At 70.8% G+C, this 24,643-nt stretch carries 26 protein-coding genes, 1 rRNA gene and 1 pseudogene; 3 read left to right on the top strand and 25 right to left on the bottom strand.

The window, feature by feature from the left end; genetic code table 11:
- Positions 1 to 5 precede the first annotated feature (5 nt).
- The 4 genes from ACRSBM_RS07400 to scpB form a co-directional block, all read right to left on the bottom strand.
- A complete protein-coding gene (locus tag ACRSBM_RS07400) occupies positions 6 to 2,720 on the bottom strand; it encodes an nSTAND1 domain-containing NTPase (RefSeq protein ID WP_434440942.1) in 2,715 nt (904 codons plus the stop codon).
- A gap of 158 nt (positions 2,721 to 2,878) precedes the next feature.
- Positions 2,879 to 3,061, bottom strand: coding sequence for a hypothetical protein (locus ACRSBM_RS07395; protein ID WP_434440939.1), 183 nt, complete (start codon positions 3,059 to 3,061; stop codon positions 2,879 to 2,881).
- A gap of 251 nt (positions 3,062 to 3,312) precedes the next feature.
- Positions 3,313 to 4,047, bottom strand: a complete 735-nt coding sequence (locus tag ACRSBM_RS07390; RefSeq protein ID WP_434440937.1) for a pseudouridine synthase — start codon at positions 4,045 to 4,047, stop codon at positions 3,313 to 3,315.
- Positions 4,040 to 4,591: an SMC-Scp complex subunit ScpB gene (gene scpB, locus ACRSBM_RS07385; protein ID WP_434453005.1), complete on the bottom strand. Its 552-nt coding sequence runs from the start codon at positions 4,589 to 4,591 to the stop codon at positions 4,040 to 4,042. The genes ACRSBM_RS07390 and scpB overlap by 8 nt, the downstream gene beginning before the upstream one ends.
- 80 nt (positions 4,592 to 4,671) lie before the next feature.
- On the opposite strand from scpB, the pseudogene ACRSBM_RS07380 reads away from it, so the two are divergent.
- Positions 4,672 to 4,719, top strand: a pseudogene (locus ACRSBM_RS07380) (hypothetical protein); the annotation flags it as partial.
- Positions 4,720 to 5,067: 348 nt separating this feature from the next.
- Here the strand turns inward: ACRSBM_RS07380 and ACRSBM_RS07375 are convergent.
- The 6 genes from ACRSBM_RS07375 to ald form a co-directional block, all read right to left on the bottom strand.
- Positions 5,068 to 5,898, bottom strand: a complete 831-nt coding sequence (locus ACRSBM_RS07375; protein ID WP_434440935.1) for a segregation and condensation protein A — start codon at positions 5,896 to 5,898, stop codon at positions 5,068 to 5,070.
- Entirely contained in the window at positions 5,895 to 6,221 is a 327-nt protein-coding gene (locus ACRSBM_RS07370; RefSeq protein ID WP_434440932.1) for a hypothetical protein, read from the bottom strand. Before ACRSBM_RS07370 ends, ACRSBM_RS07375 begins: the two co-directional genes overlap by 4 nt.
- Positions 6,218 to 7,141 carry a ParA family protein gene (locus tag ACRSBM_RS07365; protein WP_434440930.1) on the bottom strand — a complete coding sequence of 308 codons (924 nt, stop codon included), beginning with the start codon at positions 7,139 to 7,141 and terminating at the stop codon, positions 6,218 to 6,220. Before ACRSBM_RS07365 ends, ACRSBM_RS07370 begins: the two co-directional genes overlap by 4 nt.
- Positions 7,142 to 7,241: 100 nt before the next feature.
- On the bottom strand, positions 7,242 to 7,571 hold the full coding sequence (locus ACRSBM_RS07360; RefSeq protein WP_434440927.1) for an ArsR/SmtB family transcription factor: 330 nt from the start codon (positions 7,569 to 7,571) through the stop codon (positions 7,242 to 7,244).
- A gap of 24 nt (positions 7,572 to 7,595) precedes the next feature.
- The gene (xerD, locus tag ACRSBM_RS07355; protein WP_434453004.1) at positions 7,596 to 8,471 is read right to left on the bottom strand and encodes a site-specific tyrosine recombinase XerD; all 876 of its coding nucleotides are present in this window, start codon (positions 8,469 to 8,471) and stop codon (positions 7,596 to 7,598) included.
- Positions 8,472 to 8,479: 8 nt separating this feature from the next.
- Entirely contained in the window at positions 8,480 to 9,550 is a 1,071-nt protein-coding gene (gene ald, locus ACRSBM_RS07350) for an alanine dehydrogenase (protein ID WP_434440924.1), read from the bottom strand.
- A gap of 53 nt (positions 9,551 to 9,603) precedes the next feature.
- On the opposite strand from ald, the gene ACRSBM_RS07345 reads away from it, so the two are divergent.
- A complete protein-coding gene (locus tag ACRSBM_RS07345; RefSeq protein WP_434440921.1) occupies positions 9,604 to 10,215 on the top strand; it encodes an NINE protein in 612 nt (203 codons plus the stop codon).
- Here ACRSBM_RS07345 and ACRSBM_RS07340 read toward each other — a convergent pair.
- Genes ACRSBM_RS07340 through ACRSBM_RS07330 form a run of 3 tightly spaced genes read right to left on the bottom strand, consistent with a single transcriptional unit; the run spans position 10,212 to position 12,913 of the window.
- Complete coding sequence (locus tag ACRSBM_RS07340; protein ID WP_434440919.1) at positions 10,212 to 10,607, bottom strand: DUF2752 domain-containing protein; 396 nt, start codon at positions 10,605 to 10,607, stop codon at positions 10,212 to 10,214. The genes ACRSBM_RS07345 and ACRSBM_RS07340 overlap by 4 nt on opposite strands.
- 9 nt (positions 10,608 to 10,616) lie before the next feature.
- Positions 10,617 to 11,234: an NUDIX domain-containing protein gene (locus ACRSBM_RS07335; protein ID WP_434440916.1), complete on the bottom strand. Its 618-nt coding sequence runs from the start codon at positions 11,232 to 11,234 to the stop codon at positions 10,617 to 10,619.
- Positions 11,231 to 12,913, bottom strand: coding sequence for a CTP synthase (locus ACRSBM_RS07330; protein WP_434440913.1), 1,683 nt, complete (start codon positions 12,911 to 12,913; stop codon positions 11,231 to 11,233). The genes ACRSBM_RS07335 and ACRSBM_RS07330 overlap by 4 nt, the downstream gene beginning before the upstream one ends.
- 177 nt (positions 12,914 to 13,090) lie before the next feature.
- Between ACRSBM_RS07330 and ACRSBM_RS07325 the strand changes: the two genes are divergently transcribed.
- On the top strand, positions 13,091 to 13,774 hold the full coding sequence (locus ACRSBM_RS07325) for a hypothetical protein (RefSeq protein WP_434440910.1): 684 nt from the start codon (positions 13,091 to 13,093) through the stop codon (positions 13,772 to 13,774).
- 25 nt (positions 13,775 to 13,799) lie between these two features.
- Here the strand turns inward: ACRSBM_RS07325 and ACRSBM_RS07320 are convergent, their stop codons facing one another.
- The 12 genes from ACRSBM_RS07320 to rrf all read right to left on the bottom strand — a co-directional run bounded on the left by ACRSBM_RS07320 (position 13,800) and on the right by rrf (position 24,571).
- Positions 13,800 to 14,738 (bottom strand): copper transporter, encoded by a 939-nt coding sequence (locus ACRSBM_RS07320; protein ID WP_434440908.1) that lies wholly within the window; start codon positions 14,736 to 14,738, stop codon positions 13,800 to 13,802.
- Positions 14,735 to 15,919 (bottom strand): putative cytokinetic ring protein SteA, encoded by a 1,185-nt coding sequence (steA, locus tag ACRSBM_RS07315; protein WP_434440905.1) that lies wholly within the window; start codon positions 15,917 to 15,919, stop codon positions 14,735 to 14,737. Before steA ends, ACRSBM_RS07320 begins: the two co-directional genes overlap by 4 nt.
- Positions 15,920 to 15,981: 62 nt before the next feature.
- Positions 15,982 to 16,419 (bottom strand): hypothetical protein, encoded by a 438-nt coding sequence (locus ACRSBM_RS07310; RefSeq protein ID WP_434440902.1) that lies wholly within the window; start codon positions 16,417 to 16,419, stop codon positions 15,982 to 15,984.
- Positions 16,416 to 16,847, bottom strand: coding sequence for a hypothetical protein (locus ACRSBM_RS07305; RefSeq protein WP_434440900.1), 432 nt, complete (start codon positions 16,845 to 16,847; stop codon positions 16,416 to 16,418). Before ACRSBM_RS07305 ends, ACRSBM_RS07310 begins: the two co-directional genes overlap by 4 nt.
- A gap of 24 nt (positions 16,848 to 16,871) precedes the next feature.
- On the bottom strand, positions 16,872 to 17,459 hold the full coding sequence (locus ACRSBM_RS07300) for a hypothetical protein (protein WP_434440897.1): 588 nt from the start codon (positions 17,457 to 17,459) through the stop codon (positions 16,872 to 16,874).
- Between the two features lie 169 nt (positions 17,460 to 17,628).
- A complete protein-coding gene (recN, locus tag ACRSBM_RS07295) occupies positions 17,629 to 19,410 on the bottom strand; it encodes a DNA repair protein RecN (protein WP_434440894.1) in 1,782 nt (593 codons plus the stop codon).
- A 95-nt stretch (positions 19,411 to 19,505) separates the two neighbouring features.
- Entirely contained in the window at positions 19,506 to 20,396 is an 891-nt protein-coding gene (locus ACRSBM_RS07290) for an NAD kinase (protein ID WP_434440891.1), read from the bottom strand.
- Entirely contained in the window at positions 20,393 to 21,190 is a 798-nt protein-coding gene (locus ACRSBM_RS07285; protein ID WP_434440889.1) for a TlyA family RNA methyltransferase, read from the bottom strand. Before ACRSBM_RS07285 ends, ACRSBM_RS07290 begins: the two co-directional genes overlap by 4 nt.
- 6 nt (positions 21,191 to 21,196) lie before the next feature.
- Positions 21,197 to 21,364 (bottom strand): hypothetical protein, encoded by a 168-nt coding sequence (locus ACRSBM_RS07280; RefSeq protein WP_167980346.1) that lies wholly within the window; start codon positions 21,362 to 21,364, stop codon positions 21,197 to 21,199.
- A gap of 5 nt (positions 21,365 to 21,369) precedes the next feature.
- Positions 21,370 to 22,164, bottom strand: a complete 795-nt coding sequence (locus ACRSBM_RS07275; protein ID WP_434440887.1) for an HAD-IIA family hydrolase — start codon at positions 22,162 to 22,164, stop codon at positions 21,370 to 21,372.
- The gene (locus ACRSBM_RS07270; RefSeq protein ID WP_434440885.1) at positions 22,161 to 24,368 is read right to left on the bottom strand and encodes a hypothetical protein; all 2,208 of its coding nucleotides are present in this window, start codon (positions 24,366 to 24,368) and stop codon (positions 22,161 to 22,163) included. The genes ACRSBM_RS07275 and ACRSBM_RS07270 overlap by 4 nt, the downstream gene beginning before the upstream one ends.
- An 86-nt stretch (positions 24,369 to 24,454) precedes the next feature.
- Positions 24,455 to 24,571 (bottom strand): 5S ribosomal RNA (gene rrf, locus ACRSBM_RS07265).
- Between the last annotated feature and the right edge of the window lie 72 nt (positions 24,572 to 24,643).

Below are 24,643 nucleotides of genomic sequence, written 5' to 3'. Positions count from 1 at the left end.
GGGCCTCAGTCGCGGCACGGCGGGGTGAAGTCGAGACCGCCGAAGAACTGCTCCCACTGGTCGCGGTTCATCCGCGGCACGGCCTGCTCGCAGATGCGCACCGCGGGGTCCCGCGGGTCGACGTCCCACAGCCGCACCGCCCGGTCCGCACCACCCGTCACGACCTCGTCACCCTTGGGCGTGAGACCGACCGCGGCGACCGGCCCGGCGTGCCCGCGCAGCAGGGCCTGCTCCACTGGTTCGCCGGCACCGAGCAGCCAGAGCCGCACCAGGCCGTCGTCGGTGGCGACCGCGACCCGGCCGGCACCGAGCCAGGCCGCGGTGACCTCGCCGCCGCCCGACGGGATCTCGGCGCGCAGGACCGGGGCGCGCGGGTCCGTGGTGTCCCAGACGTGGACGGCGTTGCCGGCCGTGGTCAGGAGGTCGCCGGGACCGGCGAACTGGGCGCCGCCGGCGAACTTCCTGGTCAGCGACAGGAGCTTGGCGTCGCCCAGGTCGGAGACGTCGACGAGGTGCACGGCGCGCCCGGTCGTGACGGCGGCGAGGACGTGGCCGTCGGCGCGGAAGGCCAGGCCCGTCAGCGGGCCCAGGCCGAGCTGCGTACCGGCGAGCAGCCGCGGGCGTTCGCGGCGCAGGTCGGTCCAGAAGCTCAGGGCGCCGTCCTGCCCGGTGGTGACGAGGGTGGTGCCCTGCCAAGCGATCGCGGTGGCGCGCACGGGGAGCACCGCGAGCTCGCGGGGTTTGCCGAGGGAGACGTCGACGACGTGGACGGCGCCGTCCTCACCCGCGGAGGCGACCATGCCGCCGGTCGAGTCCATCGCGAGGGCCGTGACCGCACCGGCGTGCCTCGTGGCGTCGTGGGAGGTGCGTGGCGACGGCAGGTCGTCGAGCGCGGTCAGCACGACCGTGCCATCGCGGTGGCCGGTCGCGACCTGCTGCTGGGTCGGGCCGACGACGAGCGCGGTGACCTCGGACTGGGCTTCGCGGAGCACCTGGGAGGGCACGTCCTCCTGGCGCAGGCCGTTGCGTGCCTGGGGCAGCGGCACGAGCTGGAAGGCGGCGAGCGCGACCTGCTGGGCCAGCGCGGGGTTCGTGGAGCGCAGGACGGCGGCCTCCCCCACGGCCCGCAGCACGGCGGCGTTGGCACGTTGCTCGTCGGCGGTCCTGCCTGCCTGCAACGCGAAGACGGTCGAACTGGCGGCGACGACCACCAGAGCCGCGAGCGCGGCGAGCAGCTGACGCTGGCGGCGGGTGCGTCTTCGCGCGCTGGCCGAGAGATCGGCCTCCGCGGCGTGGCTCGCGGCCAGGAACGCGCGTTCCGCGGCGTTCAACGACAACCCGGCCGGCACCGAGGAGAGCCGGCGGCCGCGCAACAACGCTCCGGGGTCGCGGTCGAGTGCCTCCCAGGTCCGCGTGGCGTGGGTGAGCTCGCGCTGCGCCCTGATGTTCTCGCGGTCCTCCTCGACCCAGCGCTGGAACGCGGGCCAGCCGCGGATCAACGCCTCGTGCGCGAGCTCGACGCCGTCGCGGTCGATCACCACGAGCCGCGCCGCGGCCAGCGCGCACAACACCTCGTCGTCGGCTTCGAGCTCGTCGGAGAGCGCACGGCGTTTCGTGTCCTCGGCGGTCACGAGCCGCAGCAGGATCCGTTTCGCCTGCTCCCGCTGCCACGGCGTCAACCGGTCGAAGACCTCCTGCGCGGTGCGGGCGACGGCGTGTTCGAGGCCGCCGACCTCCTCGTAGGCGGCGAGGGTCAGCGTCATGCCGCGGCGGTGCTGCCAGGTCTCCGCGAGCGCGTGGGACAGCAACGGCAACACCGCCGCCTGCCCGACCGCGTCGGCCATCAGCCTGGCCAGCAACGCCGACTCGACCTTGGCACCGGCGACCGCGGCGGGTTCGGTGATGGCCAGGCGCAGTTCGTCCGGGGTCATCGGGCCGAGCAGGAGCTGGGCGCCTTCGAGGGCCTCGACCAGCTCCGGGTACCGCGCGCAGTGGCCGTAGTAGTCGGCCCGCACACCGATGACGACCTTGGTACAGCCCTTCAGTGCCGCGATCAGCCATGTGCGCAGCTCTTCGGCGCGGCACAACGTGAACAACTCCTCGAACTGGTCGACGACCACGAGGTGCCGGTGCCTGCGGTGGAGTTCCAGGGGGTCTTCCAGTTCGCGGGCGAGCTCGACGGCGTCCGCGCCGGTGAGCCGGGCGAGCGCGACCGCGCACTCCTCCACGGGGTTCGCGCCGGGGGTGAACAACAGGACGGGCTCACGGGTGCGGGCGATGAGCCCGGCCCGCAGCAACGACGACTTCCCCACCCCGGACGGCCCGAACACGCCGGTGAAGCGGTTCCGGGTGGTGAGCAGTTCGGCCGTCAACCGCTCGCGCCCGAAGAACCTCGGGGCGTCGTCGGGCTGGAACGTCGCCAGGCCCGCGTACGGACTGTCGCCGCCCGCGTCCTGTTCGGACTCGGCGACCGCCCGCCACCGCCGCGCCCACTCCTCCGGGTCGGCGTCGCAGGCCTTGGCGTACGCCTTCGTCACCGCGAGGCTCGGCAGCTTGCGCCCACCCGCCGCCTCCGACAACGCCGCGGCCGAGTAGTGCGCCCGCCGGCTCAGTTCGCGGTAGGTGGGGCTGCCCGCGCGTTCCCGCAGCCGGCGCAGCTCCGCCGCGAACCGCAGCAGGCCGCTCTCGCCCTCGTCGAGAGGGCGTTCCCGTCTCGGCATCCCGTCATTGTTCAGAGAACTTTGTTCAGCGGCCAACACATGACCGTGAACAACCCATTCGCCCTAACGTCACTGCTGGGGAAGACCCGGTGCTTTCGCCCCGAACCGGCGCCGGTGTGGCCGTGGGTGGCGACACGCAACGCCATCCACGGCTTCGTTCAGCACACCGGCACACGTTCCACGTCCGGGAACCGCCGCTCCCACTCGGCGTCCGGCAGCGGTGCCCCCGCGACGTCGCAGACCTTCCTCAGCGCGCCGGCCAGGTCACCGCGCAACGTCCACACCTTCGCGCCGTCCCACTCGAAGGCGACGAACTCCCTTATGTCCGGCCGATAACGCACCGACTGGACGTGGCTGCCGAACCCGCCGAACCGGGTGCCCGCCGCGGCTGGTCACCGCGGAGGTCCCAGACCTGGACGACCGGCTCCGTGTGCACTGCCACGGTGCCGTCCCCGAACTCCACGGCCGGCACGGACGTCGAGGAGCCGGGCAGATCCGCCCACCACCGCGGGGTGCCGTCGATCCTCCACAGCTGCACGGTCTTGCGATCGTCCCGCCACGGCGTCGGCGGCCCCTCGCGGGGCAGGTCCGATCAGAGACCGACGAGCTTGTAGAGCCCGCCGACCTCCTGCCGGTTCAGCACCCGCATCGAGCCGGGACGCTGGTTGCCCAGCGACACGTCGCCGACCGCGACGCGGACCAGCGACTGCACCGGGTAGCCGGCGGCCTCCATGAGGCGGCGGACGATGTGCTTGCGGCCTTCGTGCAGCACGATCTCGACCAGCGCCTTGCCGGGCACGGCGCTGATGAGCTTGAACGAGTCGACCTTGGCCGGGCCGTCCTCCAGCTCGATGCCTGCCTTGAGCTTCTTGTTGAGACCCTTCTCGACCGGGCCGGGCACCTCGGCGAGGTAGGTCTTCTTGACGTTGTAGCTCGGGTGCATCAGCCGGTGCGCGAGCTCGCCGTCGTTCGTGAGCAGCAGCAGCCCCTCGGTCTCGGCGTCGAGCCGGCCGACGTGGAACAGGCGCTCCTTGCGGTTGCGCACCAGGTCGCCGACGCAGGGGCGGCCCAGGTCGTCCTCCATCGTGGAGAGCATCCCGAACGGCTTGTTCAGCGCGATCGTGACGACGTCCTCGCGGATCTGCACCCGCACGCCGTCCACGTGCACGATGGCCGTCTCGGGGTCGATCCGGCGCCCCTGCTCGCGCACGACCTCGCCGTCGACCTGGACGCGGCCCTGGTCGATCAGCTCCTCAGAAGCACGGCGGGAGGCGATCCCGGCCTGTGCGAGCACCTTCTGCAGGCGCACGCCCTCGTTCTCAGACATCGTCGATCGCATCCACTTCGGGCAGCAGCGGGGCGATTGGCGGCAGGTCGGCAAGCGACGAAAGCCCCAACCGCTCCAGGAACAGTTCGGTCGTGCGGTACAGGATCCCACCCGTGTCGCTGTCGGTGCCCGTCTCCTCGATGAGCCCCCGCGCGACCAGGGTCCGGATCACACCGTCGACGTTGACGCCACGAACCGCCGCGATCCGCGCCCGCGTGACAGGCTGCCGGTAGGCGATCACCGCGAGCGTCTCCAGGGCCGCGCGGGTGAGTTTCGCGCGCTGACCGTCGAGCAGCAGCTTCTCCACGAACGGGGCGAACCGGTCCCGCGTGTAGAACCGCCAGCCGTCCCCCGCCCTGCGCAGGTCGATGCCACTGCCGGACTCGGTGTACCGGGTGGAGAGTCTACGGAGTGCCTGCTTGATTCGCTTAACCGGCTGCTCGAGGGCACTGCTGAGCTGGTCTTCCGCGATCGGGCTGTCGACGACGAGCAACACCGACTCGAGCGCGGCCTCGAAGGTCGCGTCGTCGGTGAGGTCCGGCAGGCCGCTGTCCTCGATCGCCTCTTCGGGGGCGGCGGCGAGGAGCTGGGCTTCGAGGGTGGCGGCGTCGGCGTCGGGCTCGGCTGCGTCGGGCTCGGCTGCGTCGGGCTCGGCTGCGTCGGGCTCGGCTGCGTCGGGCTCGGCTGCGTCGGGCTCGGCTGCGTCGGGCTCGGCTGCGTCGGGCTTGGCCTCGACAGCGGCGGGCTCGGCCGCGGAGTTGTCCACAGGCTCGGCCCCTGACCCGCCGTTTTCGTCGGTGCCGCCCGATAGACTGGAAACCGGGGGGACCCCCGCGCCCGAGCCCGGCTCAGCCGACTCCCCCGGCTCGGCAGTCGGCTCGGCAGTCGGCTCTGCGGGAGGCTCGGTCTCAGGCTTTCCTTCGGCGGCCCCGGCGGGCGCCGCCACCCCGGGCTCGCCCCCGTCGTACGCCGGCCCCGGCTTCTCGATCTCCGCCGCGTCCGGCCCGACCAGTGGCTCGCTCATCCGCCGTAGTCCTCATCCTCGTCGCCGGCGTGCACCTGCGCCTGCGCTTGTTCCAACGTCCCGCCGACCCACGTCACCTGCAGCGGCCCGAGCGGGTCCTCCTGCTCGAAGGCCAGCGACTTCTCCCGGTACAGCTCCAGCAGCGCCAGGAACCGCGCCACGACCTCCATCGTCTCGGTGCACTCGGCGACGATCTCCGAGAACGACGCCGTGCCCTTCTCGATCAGCATCGCCCGCAGGACGTCGGCGGTCTCGCGGATCGACACCCGGTGCTGGTGGATGTGGTCGACCGACAGTGTCCGCTTCTGCTTCGGCCGGAACGCGGCGGCCGCGATCAGGGCGAACTTGTCCGGGGTGACGCCGAGCATCACCTCGGGCAGCAGGCCCTCGAAGCGCGGCTCCAGCGACACCGAGCGCGGGTAGCGCCGGTACGCGCCCTGTTCCAGTTCCGCGAACAGGGCCGCGACCTGCTTGTAGGCCCGATACTGCAGCAGCCGCGCGAACAGCAGGTCGCGCGCCTCCAGCAACGCCAGGTCGTCCTCGTCCTCGACGTCACCGGTGGGCAGCAGCCGCGCGGCCTTCAGGTCGAGCAGCGTGGCCGCGATGACGAGGAACTCGGTGGTCTCGTCGAGGTCCCACGCGTCGCCCATGCCGCGGATGTGCGCGATGAAGTCGTCGGTGACCGTGTGCAGCGCCACCTCGGTCACGTCGAGCGTGTGCTGGGAGATCAGTTGCAGCAGCAGGTCGAACGGACCTTCGAAGTTCGTGAGCCGAACCTTGAACTTGCCGTCGTCAACCGGTGCCTGCTCGGGTACGTCCTCGGTCACTGCTCGCGCAACCTGCGTACCAGCAACGACGCGTCACCGTGCGCCTCGAGGTCGTCCAGCACTATGGCGATCGCCTCACGCACCACGCGGCCGCGGTCGACGCCCAGGCCGTGAGAGCCGCGCAACACCAGCCGCGCCTGTTCCAGCGCGAGGAGCTCCTCGTCGGACACGTAGACCGTGATCTTCGTGGTGTGCTTGGTGCGGCCGGAACCGCGGCGTTGCTGCGGAGTCTCCTCGGCGGACGAGACCTCGTCCGGGGCGGCGGGAGCAGCCGTCAGCCGGAACAGTTCGGCCGCCCCCGGCAACGAAGGGCGACGGTTCACCGGGCGATCACCTCGCGAGCCAGCGCGCGGTACGCGTTGGCGCCCGAGGAACGGGGGGCCCAGCGGGTGATCGGCTCGCCGGCCACGGTCGTCTCCGGGAAGCGCACCGTGCGGTTGATGACCGAGTCGAACACGATGTCGCCGAACGCCTCCACGACGCGGGCCATGACCTCGCGCGAGTGCAGCGTGCGCGGATCGAACATCGTGGCGAGGATGCCGGTGATGGTGAGCTTGGGGTTCAAGCGTTCCTTGACCTTCTCGATGGTGTCGATGAGCAGCGCCACCCCGCGCAGCGAGAAGAACTCGCACTCCAGCGGGATCAGCACACCGTCCGCGGCCGCGAGGGCGTTCACCGTGAGCAGGCCGAGCGAGGGCTGGCAGTCGACCAGCACGTAGTCGTAGTGGTCGATGACGGGACGGAGGGTGCGCACGAGCGTGTGCTCGCGGCCCACCTCGGACACGAGCTGGATCTCGGCCGCCGAGAGGTCGATGTTGCTCGGCAGCAGGTCCATGTCGTCGATCATGGTCTTGCGGATGACGTCGCGGACGGCGGTGTCGCCTTCCATGATGACGTTGTAGATCGTGGTTTCCAGCTGGTGCGGGTGCACGCCGAGGCCCACGGACAGCGCGCCCTGCGGGTCGAAGTCGACGAGCAGCACCCGTCTGCCGTACTCGGCCAGCGCCGCGCCCAGGTTGATGGTCGACGTCGTCTTGCCGACGCCGCCCTTCTGGTTGCACACCGCGAGGATCTTCGCCGGACCGTGGTGCAGCAGCGGCGGCGGATCCGGGATGTGGCGGCGTGGGCGGCCTGTCGGCCCGATGCCGTCGAGCTGCTCCTGAGCGACGTCGTCCACCGGCGCGGCGTGCGGAGCCAGGCTCAGATCGGCACGGGGCGCGAAAGCGTGCTCCGGTGTCGACATGGCTGGCGTTCCCTCACTCGTCGTAGTCGTCTCTCCGGGCGCAGCCTAGGCCGCACCCGTGCGAGCGGCAACGCGCCTCGCCGGTGTTGTCAAGACTCAGTTAGGCCGGAACATCCGTTCGTGTTCGGCGCTCGGACGCCGTCAGCACCACGTCGAGCAGACCCGGGAAGAGAAGATCCAGGTCATCGCGGCGCAACGACACCCAGCGCTGGTTGCCCCGGCACCGTGTTCGTGTGATGCCTGCTTCGCGTAACACGCGCAGGTGCTGGGAAAGGGTCGACTTCGCGACGTCGACCTCGAAGGCCCCGCACAGCCTCTCGCCGCTGGACTGAATCTGGCGTACGACCGCGAGCCTCGTCGGGTCGCTCAGCGCGTGCAGCACGGCGGCTAGATCAATGGCCTGTGGGGACGGCTCGTCCAAGTTCGGCACCTGCCCACCGTACCCGTGGAAGCCTCATGTTCCAGTGGCTCGAGGGTGTGCAGTTGCGTAGACCTCCCTCAAAGTCGTAACGGTCACCAGGGTGTACACCTGAGTGGTCGTAACCGATGCGTGCCCGAGGAGTTCTTGCACCACCCGAACGTCCGCACCCCCTTCGAGCAGATGGGTGGCGAACGAATGTCGCAACGTGTGAGGCGACACCACGGCGGTGATTCCAGCCTCCTCCGCAGCGGTCTTCAGGACGGTCCACGCGCTCTGCCGGGAGAGCCTCCCGCCACGCGCGTTCAAGAACAACGCAGGCGTGCCACGACCTTTGGCCGCCAGCGCAGGACGTGCACGCACCAGGTACGCGTCCACCGCCGCCAACGCCGGACGCCCCACCGGAACCAGCCGTTGCTTGCCTCCCTTCCCGTCGAGCAGCACCGTCCGCTCGGCCGCGTCGATGTCGTCCAGGTCGAGCCCGACCACCTCGGAGATCCGGGCTCCCGTCGAGTACAACAGCTCGAGCAGGGCCTTGTCCCTGAGGTTTCCCACATTTTCGAGCAGCGTCAGAACATCATTGATAGGCAATGCTTTCGGCAGCCTCTTGGGTGGCGACGGCGGATGCACGGCCCGTGCGGCGTCATGTGGCACGACGCCTTCGCGATGCGCGAAACGGTGCAATCCCCGCACAGCGACCAACGTCCGTGCGGCAGACGACGCCGCGAGCCCGCTCTCCCGCAACACGGCCAAGAACTCGCTCACGTGCAGTTCGGTCACCGCGCCCAAGTCCGTGACACCGATGGATTCCAGGTGTTCGGTGTAACGGCGTAGATCGCGGGTGTACGAGTCGAGGGTGTTGCGGGCGGTGCCGCGTTCCACGGCGAGGTGGTCGAGATACGTCGCCACCAGATCAGCGATCACACCAGGCCTTCCAACAAGATCTCCCCGTCACGCGCGTTGACCCCCTTGGCCAGCGCCGGATCCGCTGCCACGGCCCCGTCGAAACCCTTGTCCGCCAACGCGATGACATACGGCAGCGTCACGTTGGTGAGCGCGTACGTCGACGTGTTCGGCACGGCACCGGGCATGTTCGCCACGCAGTAGAACACGGAGTCGTGCACGCGGTACGTCGGGTCGTCGTGCGTGGTCGGCCGGGTGTCCTCGAAACACCCGCCCTGGTCGACCGCGATGTCCACGAGCACGCTGCCGGACCGCATCCGCGACACCAGGTCGTTGCTGACGAGCTTCGGCGCCTTCGCACCGGGCACGAGGACCGCTCCGACGACCAGATCCGCCCAGCGGCAGGCCTTCTCGACCTCGTAGGCGTTCGACGCGATCGTCTGCAGGTGCCCGCGGTAGGTGAAGTCGATCTGCCGCAACCGGTTGACGTTGTTGTCCAGCACGACGACCTCGGCCTGCATGCCGATCGCCATCGTCGCCGCGTTCATCCCCGCCACCCCCGCGCCGATCACCGCGACCTTGCCCGCCGCGACCCCGGGAGCACCACCGAGCAGCACCCCGCGCCCGCCCTGGGCCCGTTCCAGGCAGTGCGCGCCGACCTGGGCCGCCATCCGCCCGGCGATCTCGCTCATCGGCGCCAGCAGCGGCAGCGACCCGTCGGGCAGCTGCACGGTCTCGTAGGCGATGGCCGTGATGCCGCAGGACGCGATGGCCTCGGTGCACTCCGGGCTCGCGGCCAGGTGCAGGTAGGTGAACAGCACCTGGTCCCGGCGCATCCGGTGGTACTCGGGCCGGATCGGCTCCTTGACCTTCAGCACCAGGTCGGCGGAACCCCACACCTCGTCCGCGGAGGGAGCGATCCGCGCACCGGCCGCCGTGTACTCGTGATCGGGGAACGACGACCCCGCGCCGGCGTCGCGCTCGACGACGACGGAGTGCCCGCGGCGGACCAGTTCGACCACTCCCGCGGGCGTGATGGCGACCCGGTACTCGTGGTTCTTGATCTCCTTTGGGACACCGACCAGCATCGTCGCAGCGTATTCGCGATATCGACGCGCTGCATCGGATAACGTGCTGAGCCGTGTCAGAAGCATTCGGGCCGGAGCAGCAGCGCATCGGCAACCAGCAGCGCGAAGAAGCGATCACCGCGCTCAACGACCACTTCGCGATGGCGCGGCTCGACATCACGGAGTACCAGGAGCGGGTGAACCGCGCGTCGGTCGCGCAGGCCTACGCCGAGCTCGCCGAGCTGTTCCGCGACCTCCCGCAGCCCCATCCGCCGTTCCTCGCGCCGCCCTCGGTGCCGTTCGCGGCCGTTCCGCCGGCGCCGCCCGGATACGTGCCCCCACCCACCCAGCCGTACTACCCACCGCCCACCGGCCCGCAGCCGCAGTTCGGTACTCCGCCGCCGCCTCCCGGCATGATGCCGCCCGGCTACGGCACTCCCGGTGCCCCGTACGGCTTCGACCCGATCACCGGCGTGCCGCTGTCGGAGAAGTCGAAGGTCGCGGCGGGCGTGCTGCAGTTGTTCCTGGGCAACTTCGGCATCGGCCGCTTCTACACCGGCCACACCGGGATGGCCGTCGCCCAGCTGCTGACCTGCGGTGGCTGCGGCATCTGGTCGTTGATCGACGGGATCATCATCCTGGTCAGCGGCGGCACGGACGCCCAGGGCCGCAAACTGCGGGATTAGATCCCCGCGAGATTGCGCCCCACGCCCCACACGGCGGCAACGACGAGAACGGCGACACCGACCGGCTTCGGCACGGATCGCCGTTCGCCAGTCCAGCGATCTTTCGTCCACCGCGCGAACAGCCACACCGCGAGTGGCACGCCCAACGCGAGCAACACGGCGTTGAAGTGGAACGCGCTGACGACGTCACCGTGCAGCAACGCGTGGACCATGCGCGTGGCACCGCACGCCGGGCAGTCCAGCCCCGTCAGCCAGTTGAGCGGGCACTTCGGCAGCAGGTTGCCCGGCTTGGTCGGGTCGACGAACTGCAGCAACACCACGCCCGCGCCACCCAGCGCGAGAACGCCGAAGGGTGCCTTCATCCGCGAGAAGACACCCTTCACCGTCCGCATCGGTCCACTTTACTTCGCGCGGGCGGCGAACCGGGTCGGCTTGTCGCGGAACGGCGCATCGGCCGGGCGCGGCTCGGCCCTGCCCTCCAGCACCTCGCGGGCCGCGAGCAGCCCGGCGACCGTGGACGAGTTCACGATCTCGCCGGAGAGCACCATCCGCACGGCCTCGGCCAGCGGGAAGCGATGGATCTCCAGATCCGCCTCCTCCTCGCCCTGCACGTCGCGGTCCACCTCGGACAGCTCGCGCGCGAGGAAGACGCGCACGACCTCGTCGGTGAAGCCGGGCGAAGCGGCCGTGTCGACCAGCGTGTCCCAGCGCTGCGCGTCGAGCCCGACCTCCTCGGCCAGCTCCCGGCGGGCGCCGATGACCGGCTCCTCGCCGTCGTGGTCGAGCAGCCCGGCCGGCAGCTCCCAGAGGTGCCTGCCGAGCGCGTGGCGGTACTGGTGGACCAGCACGACCTCACCGGCGTCGTTCACGGCCACGGCCGCGACCGCGCCCATGTGCTCGACGATCTCGCGCTTGGCCGTGTCGCCGCCGGGCATCTCCACCACGTCGACCCGCAGCGCGACGACCTTCCCGACGTGCACGTCCTCGCTGGACACGGTCCGGAAGTCGTGCCGGGTCACTTCGCGGCCCCCGCAGTCAGCGGCAGGCGGTCGGCAACCCGGTAGTTGATCGCGGCCTTCACGAACGCCGCGAACAGCGGATGCGGCTTCGTGGGACGCGACTTGAGCTCCGGGTGCGCCTGCGTGGCGGCGTAGAACGGGTGCACGTCGGCCGGCAGCTCGACGAACTCGACCAGGCGGCCGTCCGGCGAGGTGCCGGAGAAGACCAGGCCCGCGTCGGCGAGCTGACCGCGGTAGGCGTTGTTGACCTCGTAGCGGTGCCGGTGCCGCTCGGACACCTCGGTGGCGCCGTACGCGTTCGCGACCTGCGAACCCGGCGTGAGCTTCGCGATGTACGCGCCGAGGCGCATCGTGCCGCCCATGTCGCGCTGGCCGGAGACGACGTCCTCCTGGTCGGCCATCGTGGAGATGACGGGCGAGCCGCCCTCCTCGAACTCGCTGGAGTTCGCGTCCTCGATGCCCGCCAGGTTCCGCGCGGCCTCGATGACCATGCACTGCAGGCCGAGGCACAGGCCCAGCGTCGGCACACCGCGCGTGCGGGTGTACTTCAGCGCGCCGATCTTGCCCTCGATGCCGCGCACGCCGAACCCGCCGGGGATCAGCACCGCGTCCATGCCGGACAACGCCCGCGCCGCACCCTCCGGCGTCTTGCACTCGTCCGACGGCACCCACTTGATCTCGACCTTGGCGTGGTGCGCGAAACCGCCCGCACGCAGCGCCTCGGTCACCGAGAGGTAGGCGTCCGGCAGGTCGACGTACTTGCCGACGAGCGCGATCTTCACCGTCTCGGACGGGTTGTGCACCCGCTCCAGCAGGTCGCCCCACACCGTCCAGTCGACGTCGCGGAACGGCAGGCCGAGGCGGCGCACGACGTAGGCGTCGAGGCCCTCGGAGTGCAGCACCTTCGGGATGTCGTAGATCGACGGCGCGTCCACGGCCGCGACGACGGCTTCGGTGTCGACGTCGCACATCAGGCCGATCTTGCGCTTCAGCGAGTCCGGGATCTCCCGGTCCGCGCGGCACACGATCGCGTCGGGCTGGATGCCGATGTTGCGCAGCGCCGCGACGGAGTGCTGCGTCGGCTTGGTCTTCAGCTCACCGCTCGGCGCGAGGTACGGAACCAGGCTGACGTGCAGGAAGAAGACGTTGTCGCGGCCGACGTCGTGACGGACCTGGCGGCACGCCTCGAGGAACGGCAGCGACTCGATGTCGCCGACGGTGCCACCGACCTCGGTGATGACCACGTCCGGCGTGACGCCGTCGGCGTCCGGCTCGGCCATCGCACGGATGCGGCGCTTGATCTCGTCGGTGATGTGCGGGATGACCTGGACCGTGTCGCCCAGGTACTCGCCGCGCCGCTCCTTGGCGATCACCTCGGAGTACACCTGGCCGGTGGTCACGTTCGCGTCGCCGCTCAGATCCCGCGCGAGGAACCGCTCGTAGTGGCCGATGTCGAGGTCCGTCTCCGCGCCGTCGTCGGTCACGAAGACCTCGCCGTGCTGGAACGGGTTCATCGTGCCGGGGTCCACGTTCAGGTACGGGTCGAGCTTCTGCATCGTTACCCGCAGGCCGCGCGAGGTGAGCAACTGGCCGAGGCTGGAGGCGGTGAGCCCCTTGCCCAGGGAGGAGGCGACGCCTCCCGTGACGAAGACGTGCTTGGTCGTACGTGCCTGCTGCACCAACGGGGCTCCCGTGAAAATCGTGGGGGTAAATCCCCCTATCCACGGGCCATAACGCTAACACGCCGCCGGTCACTCAGCGCACCACGACCCACCAGATCACATCACCCGATCGGCGCAGCGAGGGGTTTTGCCGAACTTCCCCCGGCATGGGCCGGCATCAGGAAAAGTTGCCACGTGACCTTCGACGTGGCAGGTGCGGCCGCGAGAGCCGTGGACGACCGTTCGGCGGCGTGGCGTTTCATCGAGGGTTTCGCCGCCGCGTGGGCCGAGCCGCTGGAAGCCCGGGACGGCTGGGACAGGGCCGATCTCGCCGCCACCGAGGACCAGCTGCGCGTGCGGCTGCCCGAGGCGGTGAAGGAGGCGCTGTCGCTGTTCGGCAAGCGGCCCGACCTGACCAGCAACCAGGACCGCCTGCTCATGCCGTCGGAGTTGCGCGTCGACGACGACGTGCTGGTGTTCCGCGACGAGAACCAGTGGGTCGCCGCCTGGGGGACGGCGCTGGACGGCGACGACCCGGAGGTCATGATCAAGCTCGACCTCGTGGACAAGACCGAGGAGCGCTGGCAGCGGTGGCTGCCCCGGTTCTCACTGGCGTGCGTGGAGATGGTGCTGTCGGAGGCGCTGTTCCGCGACGGAGCCGAAACAGCGGACAGGGAGACGTCCGAGGCGGACGTCCCCCTGCTCGAAGAGCACTTCACGCTCTTGCCGCTGCACAGTCCCGGCAGTCGCTGGTTCGTCGCGGAGGACCTGATCGTCCGCGAGGACGACCACCAGTGGCTGTGGGCCCGCGCCCGCACGCCGGAGGCGCTGGAGCTGCTGGTGAAGACCCTGCCCGGCGACTGGACGACCGAGTGCTGAACGGCGGCGCGGGAACGGCTCGGCCCTAACCCGCGGTGCCCGGCGAGGACGCCTCGGCGTTGCCCGCCACGCCGTACCGGCCGGAGCGGCCCTCCAGCTGTTCGCGCAGCGCCATCACCACGACGACCTGGCCCGCCGGGGTGTCGGAGTTGTCCACCGTGGACAGGATCGACGTCGCGGCGGTGTCGGCGCGGACCACGCCGATCGCGCCGGTGCCGTTGGCAGAGCCGTTCGCGCCGGCCAGCACGACACCCGCGCCGGTCCGGTCGAGCTGGGCGGCGAAGCGCGCGACGGTCGCGGCGCGGTCGGCGGCCGAGTCACCGAGCGCGGCGCCTCCGGTCAGGACGATCGCGAGCTGCGCCGGCTTGACTCCCGAGGTCGCCTTCACGAACCCGGCGTTGGAGAGCCCGGCGAGGGCGGCGGCCGTCTCGTCGTCGGTGGCCTGCGGCTGGTTGGTGGACGAGTTGAGCAGCAGCAACGTTCCGAACAGGCCGCCGGCGCGCGTTCCGGGGTCGGCGGCGGTGGGCAGCTGCGAACCGGCGGGCTGCAGCCGTGCGACGAGGTCGCGCAGCTGGTCGCCGCGGGACGGGTCGGCGAACGCGTCGGTCAGCTGGATCTCACCGTTGACGGTGGCGCCCGCGGCCTTCAGCAGCCCCGCCAGAGCGTCCCGATCGGACGGACGGGCGTCCGACGTGGTCACCAGCACGACCGTGCGCTCGGCGAGCCGGTCCTTGACGGCGAGCGGTCCCACGGACGCGGCGAACTCGTCCGCCTCGGTCAGCTTCGCGTTCAACGCGTTGCGGTCGTTCTGCAGGTCGTTCACCTGCTTCGCCAACGAGTTCTTCTCGTCGCTCAACCCCGACAGCAGCCGTCCGCTGATCGCGGTCGACCCCAGCACGACACCGACCGCGAGCGCGAGGAACACCGCGGTGATCGAAACTATGTGGTAGCGCAGCGTTATCACGAGAACAACCCCTTGAACCAGTTGACGACGGAGTGCCAGCCATCGACCACGATGTCGACGTAGACGTGACCGACGCCGGACACCGCGAGGGCCGCCGCCATGGCGGCGATCGCGGCGGTCACCAGCAGGACGATCACGCCCAGCGACACCCGGCTGCGGTGCAGGGTCGCGACGGCCTCCCCGTCGACGAGCTTGCTGCCGAGCTTCAACCGGGTGAGGAACGTGGAGGGGTTGGAACCGGAATGTCCCCGGTCGAGGAACTCGCGCAACGTCGCGCGCAACCCCACCGTCACGACCAGGGACGCGCCGTGCGCCTCGGCGAGCAGCAACGCGAGATCCTCCGCGTTGCCCGACGCGGGGAACGTCACCGCGCCGATGCCGAGGTCCTGGATGCGCTGCAGGCCGGGCGCGTGGCCGTCGGTCTGCGCGGGCACGACCACCTCGGCGGCCGCGCGCAGTGACGCGGTGCCGATGCCGTCGGGGTCGCCGACGACGATGTCCGGCTTGAGCCCGGCGTCGAGCAACGTGTCCGCGCCGGTGTCGACGCCGATCAGCACCGGCCGGTACTCGCGGATGTACTTGCGCAGCCGGCGCAGCTCGTCCGCGTGCGACGGTCCACCCGCGACGACGAGCACCTGCCGGTCGCGCATCGGCACGTACACCTCGGGCACGCCGACACCGTCGAGCACGAGCGCCCGCTCCCGGCGCAGGAACTCGATGGTGTTGGCGGAGAACGCCTCCAGCTGCGCGGACATGCCGGCCTTCGCCTCGATCATGGCGTCGGCGATGCTCTCGGCGTCCTGCTCGACACCCTTGGCGAGCTCGCGCTCCCCGGCGTAGACGACGCCTTCGTGCAGCCGGATCTTGACGCCGTCCTTGATCTCCCGCAACGCGACGAGGCCGACGTCGTCGATCAGCGGAATGCCCGCCTCGATCAGCAGTTCCGGACCGAGGTTGGGAAAGCGCCCGGAGATCGACGGCGACGCGTTCACGACACCGACCACCTCGGCCGCGACGAGTGCCTCCGCGGTGCGCCGGTCGAGGTCGACGAGGTCGAACACGGCGACATCGCCGGGACTGATCCGCCGCACCAGGTCGCTCGCGCGCCTGTCAACCCGCGCGACGCCGGTGACACCGGGAAGTTCGTGGTTGGTGCGGCTCAGCAGCCCGGAAAGCTTCATGCGCCGATAGTGACCCACGGTGCGCACGCGACAGGTGAGGCACGCCGGGCGATTTTGGCTGGTCAGTCGTCGGGGTGAACCACCACGGCTGCGAACGCGAGAACGACCGCGCCTATGAGCACCCAGATACCGTTGCCGAACCCGGCTTCCAGGCCGGGATCGATGGCGATGTTGCCCGTCTTGTGAAAGCTGATCGCGTTCAGCAGATAGACGAACAACATTCCGGTGACGCCCGCGAGTGCCGCCGCTCCGGCGAATGCGACTTTCCGCCACCGCATCCCGGCCAGCACCGCCGCGGCCGCCGCGACGACCGGGATGGCGAAGAGCGGCCCGTGCTCGTCCTTCGTGCCACCGAAGTGCGTGCTCCACCCGGTGGTGACGTACGCGGTCTGCGGCTGGCCGGGAGCGAGACGGATCAACAGTTCCGACAACGGCAGGAACGTCGCCGCCACGGCCGCGGCCGCGGCGAGTCCCAACAGGACGGTGCTCAGCAGCTTCACGCCGACTCCCGTTGCACGGCAATGGCTCCCACGAGCGCGACCACCGTCCCGACGACGAGGAACACCAGCCCGTAGCCGATCGCGAATTCGCCCTGCTGCTCGACCGCGTGCCCACGCTCGGACACGACCAGCGCCGCCGTGATGCCGACCGCTCCGAGCTGGGCCGCGGCACCGGCGAGCGCGGCCCGGTTGACCCAGACCCCGGCGACCAGCAGTGCGGCCGCGACCGCGACCGGCAGCCCGTACCAGGGCGACAGCTCGCCCGCGGGCCAGTCACCGGGCTTGTTCACGACCTCCGTGCCCCAGGCCCTGACCACGACCTCGACCCCGCCGGCGTACGCGGTCGAGTACCACGGCAACACCATCGCCGTGGCCGTCAGCACCACGCCCGCCGCGATCAACGCCACCGCGGTAGGCCTGCCGATCACCGCGCCTCCTGCCGCACAACACGGTCAATCACTCTTCGGCTCCACGATGACCGGATATCCGTACGGCGGCGTGTCGGTGTCATCAGCCTCGTCCTCGAGCTGGTGGATCACCACCCCGCCCTCAGCGGGTTCCGCCCTGACCGCGCGCGGCAACTCCTGATGCAACACCGCCGACACCACAGCCACCCCGGCCGCCACGATCAGCAGCGTGACGCCCTCACCTTGCTCCACCTCGATGGGCACAGGCGACTCGAGCTCGGCGAGCTCCTCCAGCAACCCCTGAACCCGCCCGAGGGCAGACCAGGCCACCCCGGCCAGCACCCCGGCCCCGAGCAACGACGCCACCCTCGCGGCCGGCACCCGAAACGCGATCACCACGGCCAGCGCCATGATCAGCGCCGCCCCCACCGAAGGCTCCCCGAACTCGAGCGGCTCCAGCATCAGCGCCCCACGGAAGTCGTCCCGCTCGACAACCCACGACGTGGCCTCGAACCGCAACGTCCGCCCGTTGAGCACGACCTGCACGGAGAAGGCGGGCAAGAACGTAGCCGCCACCGCCAGCCCGGCCGCGACGAACACCAGCACCGCCCCGAACACCCGGCGCGTGGTCACAGATCCGGTCCACCTTCCACCGCACCACCGTGTGCGTCCGCTGACCGCAACTCGGTCACGCTCTCATCATGCCGAACATCGGCGGAAGCAGGGGTTCAGGTACAGCGAAGCCGGAGGCAACCCAGGCTCACGCGAAGCCGCGACGCAGCGCGCCGCCGGCAAGGCGTCGTCAGGACTTCTTCTTCCTCCGCCGCACCACGGGAGCAGCGGTCTTGTCCGCCTTGGCCGCGGCCAGCAGCTCCTCGGCGTGCGCCCGCCCGGTATCGGTCGAATCCATCCCGGCGAGCATCCGGGCCAGCTCGACGACCCGCTGCGTCTCGTCCAGCCTCCGCACGGCGGACCGCGTGAAAGTCCCGTCGGCGGACTTGTCCACCACCAGGTGCCGATCAGCGAAAGCGGCCACCTGCGGCAGGTGCGTCACCACGATCACCTGATGCGACCGGGCCAGCCGAGCCAGCCGCCGCCCGACCTCGACCGCGGCCCGGCCGCCGACCCCGGCGTCGACCTCGTCGAAGACGAGAGTGGGGACCGGGTCGGAGTGCGACAGCACGACCTCCAACGCCAGCATCACCCGCGAAAGCTCACCGCCGGACGCGCCCTTGTGCACCGGCAGCGCCGGTGCACCGGGGTGCGAGATCAGCCGCAGCTCGACGTCGTCGACGCCCGAAGTCCCGGCGTGCAGGATCGAGCGGCCGACGGCGAGCGCCTGCGCGTCTCCGGCCTCGGCGTGCCGGGGACGGACGGCGAGCTCCACCGAGGCGTGCGGCATCGCCAGCCCGTCCAGCTCCTCGGTGACGGCCTTGCCCAGCTCCAGAGCGGCCTCGACGCGCGCGGCGGTGACCCGCTCGGCCAGCGAGGCCAGCTCCGTGGCCAGCTCGTCGCGACGGTTCGCCAGAGCGGTCAGAGCCTCCTCGGACGTGTCCAACCCGTCCAGCCGGGCCCGGGCATCGGCCGCCCACGCGATCACGCCGTCGACGTCGGCCGCGTACTTGCGGGTCAGCGCCTTCAACTCGGCCTGGCGCTGCAGCACGGATTCGAGGCGGCCCGGATCGGCTTCCAGGTGGTCCAGGTACCCGGAGATCTCGGCCCCGACGTCGGCCAGCAACGTCGCCGCCTCGACCAGCCGCGGCTCCAACTCCCGCAGCTTCGGGTCCTCGGACGCCGACAACCGCCGGGCGGCCTCGGAGATCAACCCGAGCGCACCGGGGTTGTCCAGGTCGCCCTCCAGCGAGCCGGACACCGCGAACTGCGCGCCCTGGGCGGCCTCGCGCAACTGATCGGCGTCGGCCAGCCGGCGGGCCTCGTCGTGCAGCTCGGCGTCCTCGCCCTGCTTCGGGTCGACGGCGTCGATCTCGCCGAGGCCGTGGCGCAGCAGGTCGGCCTCGCGGGCGAGCTCGCGGGAACGTTCGGTGCGCTCGCGCAGCTCCGTCGAGACGCGCAGCCACTCCTCGCGGACGGCCTGGTACGCGCGCAGGGGCTCGGCGACGTCGTCGCCGGCGAAGCGGTCGAGGACGCCGCGCTGCTCGGTCGGGCGCATGAGGCGCAGCTGGTCGTTCTGGCCGTGGACGGCGATCAGCTGCTCGGCCAGTTCGGACAGCACGCCGACGGGCACGGAGCGGCCACCGACGTGGGCGCGGGAGCGGCCGTCGGCGCCGACGGTGCGGATCGCGATCAGCGACCCGTCCTCGTCCGCCTCACCGCCGACCTCCTCCGCCACCTTCGCGGCAGGACTGCCCGCCGGAGCCTGGAAGCGGCCTTCGACCACCGCTTTGTCGGCACCGGTGCGCACACGGGACGCTTCCGCCCGGCCACCGCCGAGCAGGTGCAACCCGGTCACGACCATGGTCTTGCCCGCACCCGTCTCACCGGTGACGACGGTGAATCCGGGATCGAGTTCGAGAGTGGCCTCGTCAATCACGCCAAGGCCATTGATGCGCATCTCGGCCAGCACAGGGCGAACCTTACTTGTCGGGTCCGACATTTCCGGATGGGGCGTCTCTGTGGGGGCACCGTAGCGGGCGAGTGCCGATGCGCCGAGCGGCGCGATCAGCCTGCCGATGGTCCCCGCCATCCCTTCACCGGCAGGTCGAACTTCTCGACCAGCCGGTCCGTGAACGGAGCCTGGCGCAGCCGCACGACCTTGAGCGGCACCTCGCCCTCCACGATCTCGATCCGCGCGCCCGCGGGCAGCTCGAACGTGCGCCGGCCGTCCGCGGACAGTGCCGCCGGGTGCCCTGTCGCCTCGATCTCGAACGCCACGTGCGACTTCGGCGAGACGACCAGCGGCCGCGCGAACAGCGCGTGCGCGTTGCTCGGCACCACCAGGATCGCCTGCACGTCCGGCCACACGACAGGTCCGCCGGCCGAGAACGCGTACGCCGTCGAGCCCGTCGGCGTCGCACACAGCACGCCGTCGCAGCCGAACGCCGACACCGGACGTCCGTCGACCTCGACGACGACCTCCAGGATGCGTTCGCGGATCAGCTTCTCGACGCTGATCTCGTTGAGCGCCCAGGTCTTCGCGACGACCTCGCCGCCCACCGTCGCGACGAGGTCGAGCGTCATGCGCTCTTCCACGAAGTAGTCGCGCTCCAGCACGTGGCCGACGGCCTCGTGCAAGGCGTCCGAGTCGGCCTCGGCGAGGAACCCGACGCGGCCCAGGTTCACGCCCAGCACCGGCACCCGCGCCGGGCGGGCGAGCTCGGCGCCGCGCAGCAGCGTGCCGTCACCGCCCAGCACCAGCACCAGTTCGGTGCCCTCGGCCGCGTGGTCGTCGGCGGGCACGACCTTGGTGCAGCACGACGGGCCGAGGTCACGCGCCTCGTCGTCGAGCACCCTCGTCGTGATGCCCCCGACCGCGAGCCGGCCGGCCACCTGACGGGCGAGATCGATGTTGCTCTGGTGGCCGGTGTGGACGACCAGCAGGACTTCCCTCATTGGGGCCCTTCTTCGACGGCGGTGCGCACCATCTCCGCAGGGTCGACGGCGTCGCGCTTGCGCAGCCAGAGGAAGTACTCGACGTTGCCGGAAGGACCGGGCAGCGGGCTCGCGACGACCCCGTGCACGGCCAGCCCCAGTTCCGCCGCCGCGCCGGCCACGTCGAGCACGGCTTCGGCGCGCAGCTCAGGCTCGCGCACGACGCCACCGGAGCCGAGGCGTTCCTTGCCGACCTCGAACTGCGGCTTAACCATCGGCAGCAGGTCGCCCTCCTCGTCGAGGCACGCGGCCAGTGCGGGGAGCACAAGCCTCAACGAGATAAACGAAAGATCGGCCACCACGAGTTCAACCGGGCCGCCGATGTCCTCGGGCGTGAGGGTGCGGACGTTGGTCTTGTCCTTCACCACGACCCGGTCGTCGGTCTGCAGCTTCCAGTCGAGCAGACCGCGCCCGACGTCGGCCGCGACGACCTGCCGTGCGCCACCCCGCAGCAGCACGTCGGTGAAGCCGCCGGTGGACGCGCCGGCGTCGAGACAGCGCTTGCCGGTGGGGTCGATCTTGAAGCCTTCGAGCGCGCCGATCAGCTTGTGCGCGCCCCTGGACGCCCAGTTCGGGTCGTTGCCGAGGTCCTTCACGACGACCGCGTCGGAGGTCTCCACGGCGGTCGCGGGCTTGGTCGCGACGGTGCCGCGCACCGTGACGCGGCCGTCCGCGACGAGTTGGCTGGCGTGCTCACGGGACCTGGCGAGTCCCCTGCGCACGAGTTCGGCGTCGAGCCGCACCCTGCGAGGCACTGTGCATCACACCTTGTCGATGCTCGACAGTGCGTCGGTGAGCGTCGCGTGCACGGCGTCGAACCGCGCCACGTGCTCGTCGAGGGGAACGTTCTCAAGCCCGTCGAGCCTCGCCAGCGCGCCGTCGATGGCGTCAGCCGGGTTGGGCGGCGGTCCGGGCAGGGGGTAGCTCACTCCTCTTACGGTAGCCGATGGAGTACCGACAGGTCCGCGCCGACATACGTGGGCCTTTGCTCAACCGGAAGCGCTTGCGCCTCTTGCTCCGTGGACACACCTGTGAGCACGAGCAACGAGTCCATGCCCGCGTTGACCGCGCCCAGGATGTCCGTGTCGAGGCGGTCGCCGACCACCAGCGGCCGGTGCGCGCCGAGATCCTTCGCCGCCTGCTGCAACAGCGGGGTGGCGGGCTTGCCGGCGACGAGCGGCTCCTGGTCGGTGGCGGTCCGCAGCGCCGCGACGAGGCTGCCGTTGCCTGGCAGAAGACCGCGTTCGGTGGGGAGGGTGGCGTCGACGTTGCACGCCACCCACAGCGCACCGGCGCGGATGGCCACGGCGGCCTCGGCCAGCTGACGCCAGCCGAGGTCCATGCTGAGGCCTTGCAGGACCGCCACCGCGCCTTCGGCGGTGTCGGTCGGGATGAGTCCGCGCTTGAACACCTCGGCCTCCAGGGCCTTGGTGCCGAGCACGAGCACAGTGGATCGCCTGGGCAGGCGTTCGGCGAGCATGGCCGCGCCCGCCTGGGAGGAGGTGCTCACCTCGTCGACGCTCGTGTCGAACCCGAGCTCGACGAGGTGATCAGCCACCATCTGCGGTGAGCGTGAAGCGTTGTTGGTGACGTACCGGATCCCGACGCCCTTGCTCCTGGCCGCCGCGATCGCCTCAGCGGCACCCGGCACGGCCTCGGACCCGCGGTAGACGGTGCCGTCGAGATCGATCAGCAATGCGTCGTACCGGTCGACCAACGTGTCGCTCACTGCTCCGGGGTCTCCTCCTGGGTGAGCTCGAACGCACGCTCGGCGGCGTCGGTCTCCCCTTCGTCGTCAGCCTCGGCGGCGTTGAGGAACCACTTGACCGCTTCCTCGGTGCGACCGGCCGCGGCCAGGTTGTCGGCGTAAGCGTAGAAGAGCCGCGCGGAGTAGGGAGTGCGCTGCCCCGGATCGAGGTCCGGACCCTGCAGCGCGATCACGGCCGCGTCGAGCTGCCCCATGTCGCGACGAGCGCCGGCCGCGACGATCCGCAGCTCGATCTCGTCCTCCTGGCTGAGCTCCTTGGCCGCCGGGTCCTTGGCGAGGTCGATCGCCCGCTCCGGCCGCCCGAGCGCCCGCTCGCAGTCGGCCATGATCGCCAGGTGGCCCGGTCCGGGCATCATCCGGCGCGCGGCCCGCAACTCGCTGAGCGCCTCGGCCCACTCGTCCGCGAAGTAGGCGGTCAGACCCGCCGCTTCCCGCACGACACCGACGCGAGCAGCCTTGCTCCGCGCGTACCGCGCGTGCTCCAGCGCCAGCTGCGGGTCCTCGTCGATCAGCAGCCCAGCCGCGGCCAGGTGCCTGCCGATGATCTCCGCGAGACCCTTGGGCAGGCTGCGCAGCTCGAGCTTGATCTCCGGGTCGAGCAGCGACAGGTCGGCTTCCTCGGGAAGCTCGGGCCGTCCGCCACGGGGCGCGGGCGCCTCGTCACGCTGCTCCGCGTCGCCGGCCTCGGCACGAGGCTCGTCGGCAGCGTCGCGATCGTCCGCATCGACGTCGGTGTTGGTGTTGGTGTTGACGTCGGCCTTGGCGACCTCACCCGCGTCGCCTTCGACGGCGACCTCGGACTCGGCGACCTTGGACTCGGCGTCGGCCGGCTCGGCGTTGGCAGGCTCGGTGCCGGCGACGGACTCGCGACCGGCAGCGGCTCGGGTGGCCGCGGCGCCGTCGCCCAGGCGGTAACCGGCGCGCTCGGCGGCCGGGGTCACCTCAGCGGCACCCGCCACGTCCTGGCCGGCGGCCTCGACGTCGGTGCCGTCCTTGGCCGTGACGTCCTGCTCTGGCTGACGCCCCTGGAACCGCGCCGCACGCTCGCGGCTGCGCTCGTCACGACGGTCGTCGCGCTGAGGGCCGGAACGCTCGTCGTTGCGGTGGCTGTCGCGAGCCGGACGGGAGTCGCGGCGATCGCCGCGGTCGTCCCTGCGGTAGCCGCCACGGTCACTTCCACGGTCACTGCCGCGGTCACTGCCGCGGTCCGAACGGAAGCCGCCCCGGTCGCCGGAGCCCTGGCCACGGTGGCCGGGACGATCACCGGAGTCGCTCTTGCGGTAACCACCGCGATCGCCAGTTCCGGCGCGGTCGCCGCGGTAGCCGCCGCGATCGCCGGACTCGCTCTTGCGGTAGCCACCACGGTCACCCGAGTCGTCCTTGCGGTAGCCACCGCGGTCGCTCGAACCCTGACCCCGGTAACCACCACGGTCACCAGAGCCGGCGCGGTCGCCGCGATATCCACCGCGATCGCCGGACTCACTCTTGCGGTAACCACCGCGATCGCTCGAGTCGTCCTTGCGGTAACCGCCACGGTCACTGGAACCCTGGCCGCGGTAGCCGCCACGGTCGCCGGACTCGCTCTTGCGGTAACCACCGCGATCACCAGATCCGGCGCGGTCGCCGCGATATCCACCGCGATCGCCGGGCTCGCTCTTGCGGTAACCACCGCGATCGCTCGAGTCGTCCTTGCGGTAACCGCCACGGTCACTGGAACCCTGGCCGCGGTAACCGCCACGGTCACCGGAATCGTCCTTGCGGTAGCCGGGCCGGTCGCTGCGGAAGCCACTGCGCTCACCGGAACCCTGGCCGCGGCCGGCGCCGCTGGAGCCGCCGCTGGAGCGTTCGCCCCGGTAGCCGCCACGCTCGCCGGAGCCACCGCGGTCGCTCGAACGGTCGCCGCGGTAGCCACCGCGGTCGCCGGAGTCGTCCTTGCGGTAACCACCACGGTCACTGGAACCCTGACCGCGATAGCCGCCGCGGTCGCTTGAGCCGGCGCGGTTGTCTCGACGGTCACCGCTGTTGGTGCGGTCGCCGGAGCCTTCACCACGCTGGGAGTTGCTGCTGAACTTTCGATCGCCTGCTGGACGGCCACCCTCGGAACGGCGCGGTCGGTCTCCCTGGCCACGCTGACGGTCGCCGGGACGTTCCCCGAACCTGGACACCTAATCCTCCTATGGACACGCTGAAAGGGGCTTGTGAGCGAGCACTATTGTTGTGCCCCGCAATCACAAGCCCCTTCAGGGAAGAAGTTCGGCGGCGACCTACTCTCCCACACCGTAACCAGTGCAGTACCATCGGCGCAGAAGGGCTTAACTACCGGGTTCGGAATGGGACCGGGTGTTTCCCCAACGCTATAACCACCGAAACACTATGGAAATATTCAACCAAAACCCCGAACAACAGGGCTCGATCAGTCCTGGTTGTTCTCCCAGAACCG

It is taken from the genome of Lentzea xerophila (assembly GCF_051094245.1).
Classification (GTDB): Bacteria; Actinomycetota; Actinomycetes; order Mycobacteriales; family Pseudonocardiaceae; genus Lentzea; species Lentzea xerophila.
This window is presented reverse-complemented; position numbering and strand designations above follow the sequence as displayed.